Source organism: Ruegeria sp. BB1, assembly GCF_056539465.1.
In genome coordinates, this window is record NZ_JBQFVB010000011.1 from 84,594 (window position 1) to 99,334 (window position 14,741).

The window sequence follows — 14,741 nt, forward strand, 5'->3', positions numbered from 1 at the left end:
GGAAACAGAAACCCTTTTCCCCAAATACGTCCGGCTTTTGTCCGAACATAGTTACCGGCGATAAATCAAGGGTTAATTTTTGGAACAATTACCCACTATGGCTTTCAAACAGCACTTTGGGGGGGCATCAGATCAGCGCACCGGCCAGCGAATTTGCCCCTGAGGCGGTGATTTGAACACCTCGCAATTCTCCGACCGCGACATCGGCGTCAGACACGTGAACCGAATGTAAATACTCGGATTTCCCGACCATCTGGCCTGGCAGCCGTCCAGATTTTTCAAACAGAACCTTGACCTTGCGCCCTACCATTGCGTCCTGAATTTCCCGCTGATGCCGCGTGATCAGGGCCTGCAGGCGCTGAAGACGGTCATCCGCCGCATCAGGATCAACCTGAGGCCGCTCGGCTGCAGGCGTTCCCGGACGTGTCGAGTATTTGAAGGAATAGGCATAGCCGTATTTGACCTCTTCCACCAAATCCATGGTGGCCTGGAAATCCTCTTCGGTCTCTTCAGGGAAGCCAACGATGAAGTCCCCAGACATCACGATATCGGGCCGCGCAGCGCGGATACGTTCGATCAGGCGCAGATAGCTTTCGGCGGTGTGGCTGCGGTTCATGCGTTTGAGGATTCGGTCCGAGCCTGACTGCACCGGCAGATGCAGATACGGCATCAGCTTCTCGCAGGTTCCGTGCGCCTCGATCAGGTCGTCGGCCATGTCATTGGGGTGCGAGGTGGTAAAGCGGATGCGCTCCAACCCATCAACCTTGTTCAACTCCCAAATCAGCCCGGCCAGTGTCATGTCTCCGTTTGCACCAGCTCCGTGATAAGCGTTGACGTTCTGCCCCAACAGAGTGATCTCACGCACGCCGCGTTCAACCAGGTCTTGCGCCTCGCGGATAATACGATCTGCGGGTCGGCTGACTTCGGCACCGCGGGTATATGGCACCACGCAGAAGGCACAGAACTTGTCACAGCCTTCCTGCACGGTCAGAAACGCCGTCGGGCCACGCTTGGCCTTGGGACGGTTTTTGAGCTTTTCGAACTTGTCCTCTTCGGGGAAATCCGTGTCCAGCGCCTTGGCACCGGTGCGCGTCTTCGCCTCCATCTCGGGCAGGCGATGATAGCTTTGCGGCCCTACGACCAGATCAACCAGCGGCTGACGGCGCATGATCTCTTCGCCTTCGGCCTGTGCCACACACCCCGCCACGCCGATCTTGAGGTCAGGCTTTTCCGCCTTTAGGCCCTTGAACCTGCCAAGTTCGGAATAGACCTTTTCGGCGGCCTTTTCCCTGATATGGCAGGTGTTCAGCAAGATCATGTCGGCATCATCGGGGCTTTGCGTTTCCACATAGCCCTGCCCACCCAGCGTCTCGGACATGCGTTCGCTGTCGTAGACGTTCATCTGGCAACCGTAGGTTTTGATATACAGCTTTTTGGGTTCCGACATGGGTATGGCCTTTGCGCTGACGGGATCGGCGTCATCTATACCCTACGAACGCCGCTTGCAATGCCGGGGCGGATACCCGATTTTGACAGCAGATTCCAGCAAAGTGGAACCGGACAGGCAATGCAATACGACTCTCTCGACGATTTCCTCACCTCAGGCAAATCCGCCCTGGCCAAGGGCCCTGTCGCGCTGATCTTTGTTGAAGACAATGTCGAGGTCGACAGCACGCTCCGGCACCATCTGCATCTGGGCTTTAAGTCCGTGATTGCCTTCATGCCGCAGGATTTCGCGCTGGGTTCTGAATTGTCTGACCGCATCCACAGGGTCACCCTGACCTGTATACCCAGCACAGTTGCATTCGACACAATCAACAGGATCATTCAGGCCGCGCCGGGTATCTGGATGTATTATTGCTATAACGCCGAGTACCTGTTCTTTCCGTTTTGCGAGACCCGCACGGTGGGCGAATTGCTGGCCTTCCACGCCGAGGAACGCCGCGACGCGATGCTCAGCCATGTCGTCGACCTTTATGCTGATGACCTGAACACGTTTCCAAACGGCGTCGCCCCGGATCACGCCATGCTGGACAGCACAGGGTATTACGCCCACACCCGCCATGACGCCGAAGGCCACCCGGTCGAGAGGCAGCTCGACATGTCCGGCGGCCTGCGCTGGCGGTTCGAAGATCACATCCCTTATGAACGCCGCCGCATCGACCGGATTGCTCTGTTCAAATCGCGCAAGGGGCTGGAATTGCGGCCAGACCACACCTTTAACGAGCCGGAATACAACACCTATTCCTGCCCTTGGCATCACAATATGACGGCAGCCGTGTGTTCGTTCCGCGCCGCCAAAGCGTTGAAGACCAACGCGGGGTCCACCTTCGACATTCCAAGTTTCTGTTGGCACAACTCGGTGCCATTTCAGTGGAAATCCGGCCAATTGCTCGAACTCGGACTGATCGAATCGGGCCAGTGGTTTTGAGCCCGTTCTAGCGTCTTAGCAGCACCGGGAACCAATCCTCGCGCAGGCGTTGACCAGGCGTCATGCCATGGCCAGGGTACGGCGGTGAAGTCCGGCCTGGACGCTCCACATACCGTGCATCATCCCCGACCAAACGCAGCGAAAACGCCCGACGGCGGCTGTCTGATTGGTTACCGCGCGCGCCGTGCAGCGTGCGATAGTTGAACGCCACTGCATCACCCGGCTCCATTTCGAATTCCACAACCTTCATGCCCTCGGCATCCGGATCCGGAACGGGGATGTACTGGCCTTCGTCGGGGAAGAACCCTTCTTCCGATACCCAGCGGGTCGGCAACACCTCTTTCTCCCAACGGTGTGACCCCGCCACGCAGCGCAGCGTTGCTTTTTTAACCGGGTCGAGCGGCGACCAGAAGCTGATGGTCTGCTGCCCCTCGACAAAGTAGTATGGACCATCCTGATGCCACGGTGTCGCCATTGAGGTGCCGGGCTCTTTGACCAGAACGTGATCGTGAAACATCTGCACGGTTTCGGACTGCATCAGATCCGCAGCAACCTCGGCCACCGGAGAGTTTTCGATCACATCCCGGAACTGATCAATCCGCGACCAGTTGCAGTAATCGTCAAAGAACAGACCGGTCTCGCCCTGTTTCTTGTTTTCTGACGCGTACGGGCCGGGTTCTGCCATATTCGCGGCAACGCCTTCGCGCAGCGCTTCGACGTGACCGGTATAAAGTCCCTTGATCAGGACCACGCCGTCCTGCTGGAAAGTGTCGATCATCTCTTGCGTGACCAGAGGGTGCGTCATGTCAGTCTCCGTGCCGTAGGGTTGTGTGATCTGCACATGACAAAGTCCTCTGTTCAAGTAATATCTTTCAAAGGTAGACTTAACTTCATGTTATATATTTCCCTGCGCCAATATGAATATGTCTGCGCCATCGGGCGGCATGGCAGCCTGTCCGCCGCCGCACTGCACCTGAATGTCTCGCAACCTGCGCTGTCCAACGCATTGACGCGGGTCGAGGAACAGCTGGGTTATCCCCTGTTCGCCCGCAGGCGCGGAGCAGCCATGGCGCTGACACCACAGGGCCGCAGTTTCATTGATGAGGCCGAGGCGCTGCTGGCCAGTGCCGCCCGGTTGGAAAATGCCACTGATAGAGACGTGGGTAAGACCCGGTTGCGGCTGGGGTGTTTTGTTGATCTGGCGCCCTTCCTGCTTTCACGCGCCTTGCGCCAGTTGCGTGTGCAGATGCCGGACGTTGCAATCACCTACAGGGTAGACAGTTTCGAAGGGCTGATCTCGGGCCTGATTGACGGGCGGATTGACCTTGCCCTGACCTATGGGCTCAGCATGGATGCAGGTTTTACCCAGCAGACGCTGTTCACAAGCATGCCGCATGCTCTGCTGGCGCCGGATCATCCCTTGGCCGCACACAGCGACGTTTCCCTTCAGGACCTGGCGGCCTACCATCTGATCCTGTCAGAGGAAGGGTTGTCGGCACAGCATGTATTGGGGCTGTTTCGCCAGATCGGGGAAAACCCAACGGTCGCACATCGCGCGGCCTCGTTGGAAATTCAGCGCAGCCTTGCGGCACATGGCGAAGGGGTTGCGATCAGCTATGCCAATCCCCCCGCCCATACCAGTTATGATGGGATGCCCTTGCTAAGCCTGCCCGTTTCGGACCCATTTACGGCAGAACCCGTGGTGCTGGCACGACATGGCACTGGCCCCTCGGACACGAAGATTGCGACCGCCGAGCAGGCCCTATCTGATCTAAAACCGTAAGATTATTTTTTCCGCAGGCGGATCACGACGTCGACCGATGCGATTTCAACCCCTTCGGGTGCCTCGGGTAAGCGCTGAATCACCAATTGATCCGAGGGCGCATCGCTTAGGCGGCTTTCATCCTCCCAGAAAAAGTGGGGGTGATCATGGGTGTTGGTGTCGAAATAGCTTTTTGACCCGTCCACCGTGATTTCCTGCAGCACCCCGGCGTCGCAAAACGCGCGCAGGGTGTTGTACACGGTCGCAAGCGAAACAGCATCGCCGTTCTTCTTGGCCGCATCAAACAGGCTTTCGGCTGTGACATGACGATGTTTGCCGTCGCCCACCAGCAATTCGGCCAAGGCAACGCGCTGACGCGTCGGGCGTAATCCTGCGTCAACCAACCAGGAAGTCGCTATGTTTCGGCTCTGAGGTGTCATGAATCCGATACCTGTTCTTTTCTGAACTATATATAAGGGTTCCGGCTAGGCAATTTCAAATGAAATTCATTCGCAAAGAATGCCCTGAACACAACATGATGTGGGCGACCGCTCTTGCAGGACCTTGCATACGGGTGCTAGGTGAGGCCAGATTAGATAAACGGACCCCTGGCAGGAGAGGCGGCAGAATGGCCCAATTCCCGAGCAGCTTTGACAAAGACGATCTGCTGAAATGCGCCCGTGGCGAGTTATTCGGCCCCGGTAACGCGCAGCTACCTGCTCCGCCGATGCTGATGATGGACCGCATCACCGACATTTCGGAAGATAGCGGTGCGCACGGAAAAGGCCATGTGCTGGCCGAATTCGATATTACCCCGGACCTGTGGTTCTTTGACTGCCACTTCCCCGGCAACCCAATCATGCCTGGCTGTCTTGGGCTGGACGGTCTGTGGCAGCTTACCGGCTTCAACCTGGGCTGGCGTGGCTGGCAGGGGCGCGGCATGGCCGTAGGCGTGGGCGAGGTCAAACTGACCGGCATGGTGCGCCCGGACCGTAAAATGCTGACCTACAAGATTGATTTCAAGAAAGCGATCCAGACTCGCCGCCTGACGATGGGCGTGGCAGATGGTATCGTCGAAGCGGACGGCGAAATGATTTACGACGTCAAAGATATGAAAGTCGTTCTGTCCGAAGCCTAAGCCGGACTAGCTTGAAATAAGGAGCACGCACATGCGTCGAGTAGTTGTCACCGGTCTGGGGGTTGTCTCTTCCATCGGGAACAATGCCGAAGAGGTTCTGGCCTCACTCAAGGCCGGTAAATCCGGCATCGTGGCCAATGAGCAGATGGTCGAACATGGCTTTCGCAGCCAAATCGCCGGATCGCTGGATATTGATGTATCCGAGCATGTAGACAAGCGCACCCTGCGCTTCATGGGGCCCGGCGCGGCCTATGCCCATATTGCCATGACCCAGGCAATTGCAGATTCAGGCCTGACCGAGGATCAGGTTCAAAACCCACGCACCGGGCTAGTCGCCGGATCGGGCGGCCCGTCGACCAGCGCCATGCTGACCGCGCATCAGACGGTGCTGAAAACCGGCGCAACCAAGCGCATCGGCCCCTTTGCGGTTCCAAAATGCATGTGCTCGACGATTTCCGCGAACTTGGCAACCGCGTTTAAGATCAAGGGCATCAACTATTCGATCACCTCGGCCTGTTCGACCTCGCTGCATTGCATCGGCAACGCGGCCGAACAGATCATGCTGGGCAAACAGGACGTTATGTTCGCCGGCGGCGGTGAAGAACTAGACTGGACCCTATCCTGCCTGTTCGACGCGATGGGCGCAATGTCCTCGAAATACAACGACTCGCCCGACAAAGCCTCGCGCGCGTTCGACCAGAATCGCGACGGGTTCGTGATTTCGGGCGGCGGCGGCATCGTCGTGCTTGAGGATCTGGAGCACGCGCTGGCCCGCGGCGCCAAGATTTATGCCGAAGTGACCGGCTATGCCGCGACCTCGGACGGCCACGACATGGTAGCCCCGTCTGGTGAGGGTGGCGAACGCGCGATGCGTCTAGCCCTGTCGACACTTCCCGAAGGCCGCAAGGTCGGATACATCAACGCCCACGGCACCTCGACCCCGGTCGGCGACGTGGGTGAGGTTGAGGCCGTGCGCCGTATCTTTGGCGAAGGCAACGTGCCCCCGATTTCATCGACCAAGTCGATGACGGGCCACGCACAGGGTGCTGCAGGCGCGCTTGAGGCGGTGTTCTGCCTGCTGATGCTGCACCATGATTTCATTACTCCGTCGATCAACGTCGACACACTTGCCGAAGGCATCCTGCCCGGTGAAATTGCAACTCAAGTAGTTGAAAACGCAGGCTTGGACAGCGTGATGACCAACAGCTTCGGCTTTGGTGGCACCAACGGGTCCATGGTTCTGTCAAAGTATAACGGGTGAATACGATGTCGGATACTCTCAAGGGCAAACGCGGCCTGATCATGGGCGTGGCAAATGACCGCTCGATTGCATGGGGCATTGCCAAGGCCATGCACGAAGCCGGCGCAGAACTGGCGTTCACCTATCAGGGCGAAGCGTTCGGTAAGCGGCTGGAGCCATTGGCGCAAAGCCTGGGCAGCGATTTCATGGTGGATGCGGATGTCACCGACGACGAATCTTTGGACCGTGCTTTCGATGAGCTGGGCGCGCGCTGGCCTAGCATCGACTTCGTAGTTCACGCGATCGCCTATTCGGATAAATCCGAACTGACCGGCCGGTTTCTGAACACCACGCGGGCGAATTTCAAACACTCCATGGATGTGTCTGCCTATTCGTTTATCGAGGTTGCGCGCCGCGCTTACCCGTTGATGAAGGACAATGGCGGTTCACTGCTGACGCTGACCTATCAGGGTTCGAACCGGGTCGTGCCGAACTACAACGTCATGGGCGTGGCCAAGGCGGCGCTGGAATCGGCGACCCGCTATCTGGCCAATGATCTGGGCCCCGAAGGCATCCGAGTGAACGCCATCTCACCCGGCCCAATGAAAACGCTGGCAGGTGCGGCCATCGGCGGCGCGCGCAAGACCTACAAGTTCTGCGATCAGAACGCACCGATGCGCGCGAACGCAACGCTCGAAGCCGTCGGTGGCACTGCAGTTTACCTGACTTCGGACGCGGGGTCTTGCACCTCGGGCGAGATCATTCGGGTGGACGGTGGCTTCCACGTTCTGGGCATGCCACAACCCGATCACATGTGACCTGATCTTTCCCTGTCCGCGCCAAGATTTAACCATCTTTTCCGGGCAGTGATAGCGGCATGAGCAAAGCAGAACAAATCATCGCCACCACCACACGGGCATCCCGGCGCAAATCGGGTTTTCTGGGGCAACGCGGCCGGATCGCATTGCTGGCCCTGACCACGCTGCTGATGCTGTTTGTGTTCTTCACACAGGCAGAAGTCCGCAGCACTCTCACATCCTGGACCAGCCTGATTTCAGGCTGATCCAACACGCTGGCCCACAGTTGTCAGTTGATTGAAACAACCTCGATATCAAAAATCAGATCCTGACCGGCCAACGGGTGATTGGCGTCCAGCGTGACGGTTGCGTCATCCACCTCCACCACCGTCACAGGCAGCGCTTGCCCATCCGGTGTCTGCATCTGTAGCTGAGTGCCGGGCTCAAGCGGGATGTCATCTGGTATCCCTTCGCGGGGGATCTGCTGCCGCATCGCCGGATTGATCGGGCCATAGGCATCCACGCAGGCAATCTCGACTCGTTTTTTTTCGCCCGCTGTCAGACCGGGCATGGCCGTATCCAGACCGGGAATGATTTGACCGGACCCAACCACAAATTCCAGCGGGTCGCGCCCTTCGGAACTGTCGAACACGTTTCCGTCCAGCAAAGTACCCTTGTAATGGATGCGAACCGTGTCGCCTTGTTTGATCTCGGTCATAGGTGGCCTCCGGCCGTTAAGAAATTGAGCGGCCAACCCTAGGGGGTAACGCGCTATTGTAAACCCTCCCCCCTTTTGTGCCTGCATCACTTGTGCCAACCTGCGCGCGAATGAGGGAGGGGAATTGATGCCGATCACCACTTGCGTATTCGATGCCTACGGCACGCTGTTCGACGTTGCCGCCGCCGCGCGGCAAGCCGCATCCGAGTCCGGGTTCGAGAAGTTGCAACAGAAATGGCCCGAATTGGCAAATCATTGGCGGCTGAAACAGTTGCAATACACTTGGCTGCGCGCGATCACCGTTGCCCATGCCGATTTCTGGGATGTCACGCAAGACGGGCTGGACTGGGCGTTGGACGCCACCGGGCTTGAGGGCGATCCCACCCTGCGCCAACGTCTGCTGGACCTGTATTGGGAATTGCAGGCCTATCCGGAAGTGCCCCAGATGCTGACCGCCCTGAAAGAGGGCGGTCTGAACACCGCGATTCTGTCCAACGGGTCGCCGCCCATGCTGGATGGTGCGGTGCAATCGGCAGGAATCGGCGGCGTACTGGACGACGTGCTGTCAGTCGAAAGTGTTGGCGTCTTCAAACCTCATTCCAGTGTTTACGATCTGGTGCAGCAGCGTTTCGACTGTGCCCGTAACGAGGTACTTTTTGTCAGCTCGAACGGGTGGGACGCCGCCGGGGCCAGCGGGTACGGGTTCGTAACCGCCTGGGTTAATCGTGCAGATGAGCCAATGGATCGCTTGCCATGGACGCCCGCACATGTTCTGTCCGACCTGACAACGATCCCTCAACTGGCCGGAGTTTAATGGCTTTTTTCACCACGTCTGATGACAGGCGCCTTTTCTTCGATGACATCGGTGCCGGTACTCCGGTGCTGTGCCTTGCTGGGCTGACCCGCAACAGCCAGGATTTCGCGTTCCTGGCGCCACATATCACCGATGTGCGGATGATCACGATGGATTACCGGGGGCGCGGGCAATCGGATCATGACCCGGACTACATGAACTATAACATCGTTCGCGAATCCCTTGATGTGATCGAACTGCTGGATCATCTCAGATTGGACCGTGCGGTTGTCTTAGGCACTTCGCGCGGTGGGTTGATTGCCATGGCGCTGGCCGTCAGTCATCCCGAACGGCTGTCCGGGGTGATTCTGAATGATGTCGGCCCTGTGATCGACCCTGTAGGTATAGCCAAGATCATGGATTATGTAGGCAAACAGCCGACTTCAAAAACCTATGACGAGGCCGCGAAAATCTTACAGCAGGTGATGGAACAGCAATTCTCCGGGGTTTCGCTGGACCGGTGGCGGCAGCAGGCGGAAATCCAATTCGAACTGACCGACGATGGCCTGACGTTGCGCTATGATCCGGCCTTGCGCACTGCATTATTGGAACAAACCGCTGCCGGCAAATTTCCGGATTTATGGATGTTCTTCGAAGCCTTGCGCGATATTCCGACAGGTGTCATTCGGGGCGCAAATTCGGATGTTCTCGGCAAGGATACGCTGGTCGAAATGCACAAACGTCACCCCGATCTTATCTCGGCAGAAATACCGGATCGCGGCCATGTGCCGTTTCTGGACGAACCGCAGTCTTTAGCCCTTATGCGCAAAGTATTGGATACCGTATGAGCACTTTGGAGATGATCGAAGCCGCCGCCGATCGGCTGCGGGGTCACGTTCGGGAAACACCGCTGCTCACCTCGCCGTTCCTGGATGACCTGGCCGGTCGTCGGGTGCTGGTAAAGCCCGAATGCCTGCAACATACGGGCAGCTTCAAGTTCCGTGGCGCGTGGTCGGCGATCTCGGCGCTGAACGCACAGGACCGACAGCGCGGCGTGATCGCCTATTCCTCGGGCAATCACGCGCAAGGCGTGGCTTTGGCGGCAGCGCGGCACGGCATTTCGTCAGTGATCATCATGCCCTCGGACGCGCCCCAGTTGAAGATCGACAACACCCGCGCGCTGGGGGGTGAGGTCGTCCTGTATGATCGCACAAACGAAAGCCGCGAAGAGATTGGCGAATCCCTGGCCACCGAACGCGGCCTGACCCTGATCCGCCCTTATGATGAACCGCAGGTAATTGCCGGTCAGGGCACCACCGGGCTGGAGCTTGTTCGGCAGGCCGCCGAAATGGGCGTTAAGCAAGGCGATGTTTTGGTCTGCTGCGGTGGCGGCGGGCTGACTTCAGGGATCGCTCTGGCGTTGGAAGGTCACGCACCCGGTCTGCGCGCCCGCCCCTGTGAGCCCGAAGGGTTCGACGACGTCAAACGCTCATTGGCCAGCGGTCAGATTCAGGCCAATGCTGAAACTGCGGGCAATATCTGTGACGCGATCCTGACGCCGCAGCCCGGACAGATTACCTTTCCAATTCTCAGCCGCTTGTGTGGTCCGGGACTGTCGGTCACTGAAGAGGAAGCCATGCGTGCGATGGCTCTGGCCTTTCTGCGTTTGAAAATCGTGCTAGAACCGGGCGGCGCGGTATCGTTGGCTTCTGCCCTTTTCCACAAGGAAAAAATCGAAGGCGACGCGGTGATCGTCGTGGCCTCGGGGGGAAATGTGGACCCGGAAGTCTTTGGAAAAGCGCTGGAATTCCTGACCTGACATTGATCAATGTTTGGGTCAACCTGATTCCTTAAAGTATGACGACAGGGGATTGTGTCATGCAGATCGCAGATATTGGAGAAGTGCAGCTGCACTATCGCGTCGATGGTGATCCAAACGGCGCACCCATTGTTTTTGCCAACTCGCTAGGAACCGACCTGCGCCTTTGGGACGCGATGCTGCCGCTTCTGCCTGCCGGTTTACGGATCATTCGCTATGACAAGCGCGGGCATGGCCTGTCGTCACAACCGCCTGCCCCGTATTCCATGGGCGCGCTGGTGCGCGATGCCGAGGCATTGCTGGATCTGTTGGACGTTCGCGATTGCGTCTTTGTCGGCCTGTCCATCGGCGGTTTGATCGCGCAGGGATTGGCGGTAAAGCGTATGGATCAAATCCGCGCGCTGGTCCTGTCGAACACCGCCGCCAAGATCGGCATCCCTTCAATCTGGCAGGACCGTTTGGATGCGGTGCGCCAAGGCGGTATCGAAGCGCTGGCCGATGCGACGATGGAACGGTGGTTTTCCAAAAGTTTCCGCTCAGAGCCGGAACACTTGCTGTGGCGCAACATGATGGTGCGACAGCCCGTTGACGGTTATCTGGGTTGCTGCGCGGCGATTTCGGGCACGGATTTCTACACCCCCACCAGCGGTTTGCGCCTGCCGACGCTGGGCATTGCCGGCAGCGAGGACGGCTCGACCCCTCCGGATCTGGTGCGCGAAACCATTGAACTTATCCCTGGCTCGAAATTCGAATTGATGCGCCGGGCCGGTCACCTGCCCTGTGTTGAACAACCGGCGGAATACGCCGCCCTGCTGCGTAATTTTCTGACCGATATTGGACATATTTGAAGGAGCACTGTTTTGGCAGATTTTCTGTTGATCCATGGATCGTGTCATGGCGCATGGTGCTGGCGTGATGTCATTCCCGCCCTGACGGCACTGGGTCACACGGCGCGCGCAATTGACCTGCCCAGCCACGGCTCGGACCCGACACCGATTGCCGATGTCACGCTGGACAGTTGCCGAGATGCAGTTCTTTCGGCTTCGACTCCAAAAACGATCCTCGTTGGCCATTCCTGGGGCGGCTATCCCATCAGCGCCGCCGCCGAGGCGGCCCCGAACGCAATGCGGGCCCTGATCTATCTGTGCGCATATGTTCCGCAAGACGGCCTTTCGATGATTGAGATGCGCAAAAGGGCCCCGCGCCAACTGGTCGTTGATGCCGTCGAAAAATCCACCGATTGCCTGTCCTACACGTTCAGGCCAGACATGGTGCAAGATTTGTTTTATCACGATTGCGCACCTGAAACCGTACCCTATGCCCTTGCGCGCATGTGCCCTCAGCCCATCGCACCGCAGGAAACCCCGCTGTCCGTTGCAGATAATTTCGCGCGCGTCCCCAAGGCTTACATCACCGCGACGGACGACCATACGATCCCAAGGGAATACGAAGAACAGATGAGCCACGTCGCGCCCGAAGATTTGCGGACAACAATCAACAGCTCGCATTCTCCGTTCTTCTCTCATCCCCGCCTTCTGTCCGAAATTCTGGACGATCTGGAACAAAAATTACCGGCGGCATGACCTGACGTTACAGGTGCTTCACAGGTGAACGAAGCGTGATAGGGTCCGGGCGAATCTCGCGAGCGGTTTCTATGCGTCTACCTTTTCTCTTCGTACTCGGCACGGTGATGATCGACGCCATGGGCATCGGTCTGGTGTTGCCCATCATGCCAGAGCTGATCATCGAGGTTCAGGGCGGCACTTTGGCCGACGCAGCGATCTGGGGCGGTGTGCTCAGCACCGCCTTTGCCGCGATGCAATTTGTATTTGGGCCAATTCTGGGCAACCTATCCGACGCCTATGGCCGGCGCGCTGTGCTGTTGGTGTCCTTGTTCGTCATGTCGCTGGACTATGTGGTGATGGCGATTGCCGGCAGCATCTGGTTGCTGTTGGTCGGGCGCATCGTGGGTGGCATCACCGCGGCCACCCATGCCACGGCGGCGGCGTTCATGGCGGATGTCTCGAAACCGCACGAAAAGGCGACGAATTTTGGCCTGCTGGGTGCCGCCTTCGGGGTGGGGTTTGTGCTGGGCCCAGTTATCGGTGGGTTGCTGAGCGAATACGGAACCCGCGCGCCTTTTTGGGCGGCAGCCGCCTTGTCCGCGTTGACTTTTCTGGCGGGCCTTCTGGTCATGCCGGAAACGGTGACCGACAAAACCCGCCGGGCCTTCAGCCTGCGCCGCGCCAATCCGGTCAATTCTTTGCGTGCCATCGCATCCTTACCCGGCATCCGCCCGATGCTGTGGGTCTATTTCCTCTACTCGGTGTCCATCTACGTTTACCCCGCAATCTGGGCCTATTTCACAACCGAGCGCTTTGGCTGGTCACCCCAAATGATCGGTCTGTCACTGGGCGTGTACGGGATCGGCATGGCCGCTGTACAAGGTGGCCTGATCCGCCCCGCGACCCGGTACCTGGGTGAGAGGGTAACGATCATCTACGGTATGGCTTTCGAAGTTGTCAGCTTTCTGCTGTTGGCTTTCCTGACCAATGGCTTCATCGCTCTGATGCTGATCCCGATTACCGCAGTCGGTGCGGTGGTGACCCCTGCCCTGCAGGCCCTGACATCCCGCGCAACCCCGGATTCGCAACAAGGTGAGTTGCAGGGTGTGCTGACCTCGCTGCACGCGCTGTCGATGGTGATTTCGCCACTGGTGATGACTAGCGTGTTCGCTCATTTTGCCAATCCTGACGCGGCGATCTACCTGCCCGGCGCGCCATTCCTGCTGGCCCTGGTTTTGATGGTCGTCGGATTTGCCTTATTTTTGCGATCGCGCCCTGTCGTGGCGTAACAACGACGCCTGGATGACGGTTTCCGTCTTGCGACATGCAGTTTCCCGCGCCACCGTGATCAAAAGGGAGTGAAGGACCACATGCAAACCATCAAAGCCGCCGTCTGCCGGGCGTTTGACGAACCTCTGGTCATCGAAGACGTCTTGCTGGCACCGCCGGGCGCGGGCGAGGTCGAAGTGACACTTGAGGCCGTGGCGATCTGCCATTCCGATATCACCTTTGCTAGCGGGGCATGGGGTGGGCATTTGCCTGCCGTCTATGGCCACGAAGCCGCCGGAGTGATCACCGCGATTGGCAACGAGGCTGGGGGTTTCAAGGTTGGCGACCCAGTAGTTGTTACCCTAATCCGCGCCTGCGGGTCCTGCCCGTCTTGCGCAGGCGGCCAGCCAACCATCTGCGAAACGCCTTACGACACCGTCAAAGGACCGTTGCAGACAGTGGACGGTGGTCCCTTAGATCAGGCGATGGCTTGCGGTGCCTTTGCCGAAAAGGTTGTCGTCAGCCACAGGCAAATCGTGAAACTTCCTGCTGAGATGCCGAAAGACGTGGCCAGCCTCCTGTCCTGCGGAGTGATTACCGGGGTTGGTGCGGCGGTGAATGCCGCGAAGCTACGCCCTGGTCAGGATGTGGTGGTCATCGGCGCGGGTGGTGTCGGGTTAAACGCCATTCAGGGGGCCCGTATCGCTGGGGCCCGTCGGATTGTGGCCGTCGACATGACCGAGGAAAAGCTGGACATCGCCATGGAATTTGGCGCGACGCATGGCGTGCTGGCCAGTCAGGATCAACCGTGGAAAGCCGCCTTCAAGGCACTGGGTGGGCGCGGCGCGGATGCGGTTCTGATCACCGTCGGTGCAATTCCGGCCTATGATCAGGCCCCGCGTTATTTGGGTCGGGGCGGCCGGGCGATCATGATCGGCATGCCGCATTCGGGCGATATGTCCAGCTATGAACCAGTGGTTCTGGCCGCGCTGGGTCAGGGCATGGTGGGTTCGAAAATGGGCGACGTGGTCATTCAGCGCGATATCCCGTGGATGATCGACCTGTATAAACAGGGGAGGCTGAAACTGGACGAGCTGATCTCGGGCCGGTGGTCCCTGGATCAGATCAACGAGGCAATCGAAGACACCAAAACCGGATCCGCCAAGCGCAACGTGATCCTGTTCGACAGGGGCTGACGCCATCCAAGGG

The 14,741-nt window shown here is 58.6% G+C and carries 17 protein-coding genes; 13 read left to right on the top strand and 4 right to left on the bottom strand.

Features of this window, described 5'->3' with window-relative positions; translation table 11 throughout:
• Nucleotides 1-127 precede the first annotated feature (127 nt).
• Entirely contained in the window at nt 128-1,447 is a 1,320-nt protein-coding gene (gene miaB / locus ACR0AL_RS18910) for a tRNA (N6-isopentenyl adenosine(37)-C2)-methylthiotransferase MiaB (RefSeq protein ID WP_480664257.1), read from the bottom strand.
• A gap of 120 nt (nt 1,448-1,567) precedes the next feature.
• On the opposite strand from miaB, the gene ACR0AL_RS18915 reads away from it, so the two are divergent.
• Nucleotides 1,568-2,431, top strand: a complete 864-nt coding sequence (locus tag ACR0AL_RS18915; RefSeq protein ID WP_480664259.1) for a hypothetical protein — start codon at nt 1,568-1,570, stop codon at nt 2,429-2,431.
• A 7-nt stretch (nt 2,432-2,438) separates the two neighbouring features.
• Here the strand turns inward: ACR0AL_RS18915 and ACR0AL_RS18920 are convergent, their stop codons facing one another.
• The gene (locus ACR0AL_RS18920; RefSeq protein ID WP_480664261.1) at nt 2,439-3,236 is read right to left on the bottom strand and encodes a phytanoyl-CoA dioxygenase family protein; all 798 of its coding nucleotides are present in this window, start codon (nt 3,234-3,236) and stop codon (nt 2,439-2,441) included.
• A gap of 87 nt (nt 3,237-3,323) precedes the next feature.
• On the opposite strand from ACR0AL_RS18920, the gene ACR0AL_RS18925 reads away from it, so the two are divergent.
• Entirely contained in the window at nt 3,324-4,214 is an 891-nt protein-coding gene (locus ACR0AL_RS18925) for a LysR family transcriptional regulator (protein WP_480664263.1), read from the top strand.
• 2 nt (nt 4,215-4,216) lie between these two features.
• On the opposite strand, the gene irrA is transcribed toward ACR0AL_RS18925, so the two are convergent.
• Nucleotides 4,217-4,633, bottom strand: a complete 417-nt coding sequence (irrA, locus tag ACR0AL_RS18930; RefSeq protein WP_170517682.1) for an iron response transcriptional regulator IrrA — start codon at nt 4,631-4,633, stop codon at nt 4,217-4,219.
• Nucleotides 4,634-4,821: 188 nt separating this feature from the next.
• Between irrA and fabA the strand changes: the two genes are divergently transcribed.
• From fabA to ACR0AL_RS18950, 4 genes are read left to right on the top strand one after another with little or no spacing between them, the layout of a single operon-like run.
• Nucleotides 4,822-5,331 carry a bifunctional 3-hydroxydecanoyl-ACP dehydratase/trans-2-decenoyl-ACP isomerase gene (gene fabA, locus ACR0AL_RS18935; RefSeq protein ID WP_480664266.1) on the top strand — a complete coding sequence of 170 codons (510 nt, stop codon included), beginning with the start codon at nt 4,822-4,824 and terminating at the stop codon, nt 5,329-5,331.
• Between the two features lie 31 nt (nt 5,332-5,362).
• The gene (gene fabB / locus ACR0AL_RS18940; protein WP_170351778.1) at nt 5,363-6,592 is read left to right on the top strand and encodes a beta-ketoacyl-ACP synthase I; all 1,230 of its coding nucleotides are present in this window, start codon (nt 5,363-5,365) and stop codon (nt 6,590-6,592) included.
• Nucleotides 6,593-6,597: 5 nt separating this feature from the next.
• Nucleotides 6,598-7,389 carry an enoyl-ACP reductase FabI gene (locus ACR0AL_RS18945; protein WP_170378949.1) on the top strand — a complete coding sequence of 264 codons (792 nt, stop codon included), beginning with the start codon at nt 6,598-6,600 and terminating at the stop codon, nt 7,387-7,389.
• A gap of 59 nt (nt 7,390-7,448) precedes the next feature.
• Nucleotides 7,449-7,634, top strand: coding sequence for a hypothetical protein (locus ACR0AL_RS18950; RefSeq protein ID WP_480648986.1), 186 nt, complete (start codon nt 7,449-7,451; stop codon nt 7,632-7,634).
• A 23-nt stretch (nt 7,635-7,657) separates the two neighbouring features.
• Here the strand turns inward: ACR0AL_RS18950 and ACR0AL_RS18955 are convergent, their stop codons facing one another.
• A complete protein-coding gene (locus tag ACR0AL_RS18955; RefSeq protein WP_170351781.1) occupies nt 7,658-8,086 on the bottom strand; it encodes an FKBP-type peptidyl-prolyl cis-trans isomerase in 429 nt (142 codons plus the stop codon).
• A 127-nt stretch (nt 8,087-8,213) separates the two neighbouring features.
• Here ACR0AL_RS18955 and ACR0AL_RS18960 point away from each other — a divergent pair, with 127 nt between their 5' ends.
• From ACR0AL_RS18960 to ACR0AL_RS18990, 7 genes are all read left to right on the top strand, one after another.
• Nucleotides 8,214-8,900 (top strand): haloacid dehalogenase type II, encoded by a 687-nt coding sequence (locus tag ACR0AL_RS18960; RefSeq protein WP_480664268.1) that lies wholly within the window; start codon nt 8,214-8,216, stop codon nt 8,898-8,900.
• Complete coding sequence (locus ACR0AL_RS18965; protein WP_480664270.1) at nt 8,900-9,727, top strand: alpha/beta fold hydrolase; 828 nt, start codon at nt 8,900-8,902, stop codon at nt 9,725-9,727. Before ACR0AL_RS18960 ends, ACR0AL_RS18965 begins: the two co-directional genes overlap by 1 nt.
• Nucleotides 9,724-10,698 carry a threonine ammonia-lyase gene (locus ACR0AL_RS18970; protein WP_170351784.1) on the top strand — a complete coding sequence of 325 codons (975 nt, stop codon included), beginning with the start codon at nt 9,724-9,726 and terminating at the stop codon, nt 10,696-10,698. The genes ACR0AL_RS18965 and ACR0AL_RS18970 overlap by 4 nt, the downstream gene beginning before the upstream one ends.
• A gap of 59 nt (nt 10,699-10,757) precedes the next feature.
• Nucleotides 10,758-11,546: a 3-oxoadipate enol-lactonase gene (gene pcaD, locus ACR0AL_RS18975; protein ID WP_170351785.1), complete on the top strand. Its 789-nt coding sequence runs from the start codon at nt 10,758-10,760 to the stop codon at nt 11,544-11,546.
• 12 nt (nt 11,547-11,558) lie between these two features.
• Nucleotides 11,559-12,281, top strand: coding sequence for an alpha/beta fold hydrolase (locus tag ACR0AL_RS18980; RefSeq protein ID WP_170351786.1), 723 nt, complete (start codon nt 11,559-11,561; stop codon nt 12,279-12,281).
• Nucleotides 12,282-12,352: 71 nt separating this feature from the next.
• A complete protein-coding gene (locus tag ACR0AL_RS18985; protein WP_480664272.1) occupies nt 12,353-13,552 on the top strand; it encodes a TCR/Tet family MFS transporter in 1,200 nt (399 codons plus the stop codon).
• An 81-nt stretch (nt 13,553-13,633) separates the two neighbouring features.
• Nucleotides 13,634-14,728, top strand: coding sequence for a Zn-dependent alcohol dehydrogenase (locus ACR0AL_RS18990; protein ID WP_480664274.1), 1,095 nt, complete (start codon nt 13,634-13,636; stop codon nt 14,726-14,728).
• Nucleotides 14,729-14,741 lie beyond the last annotated feature (13 nt).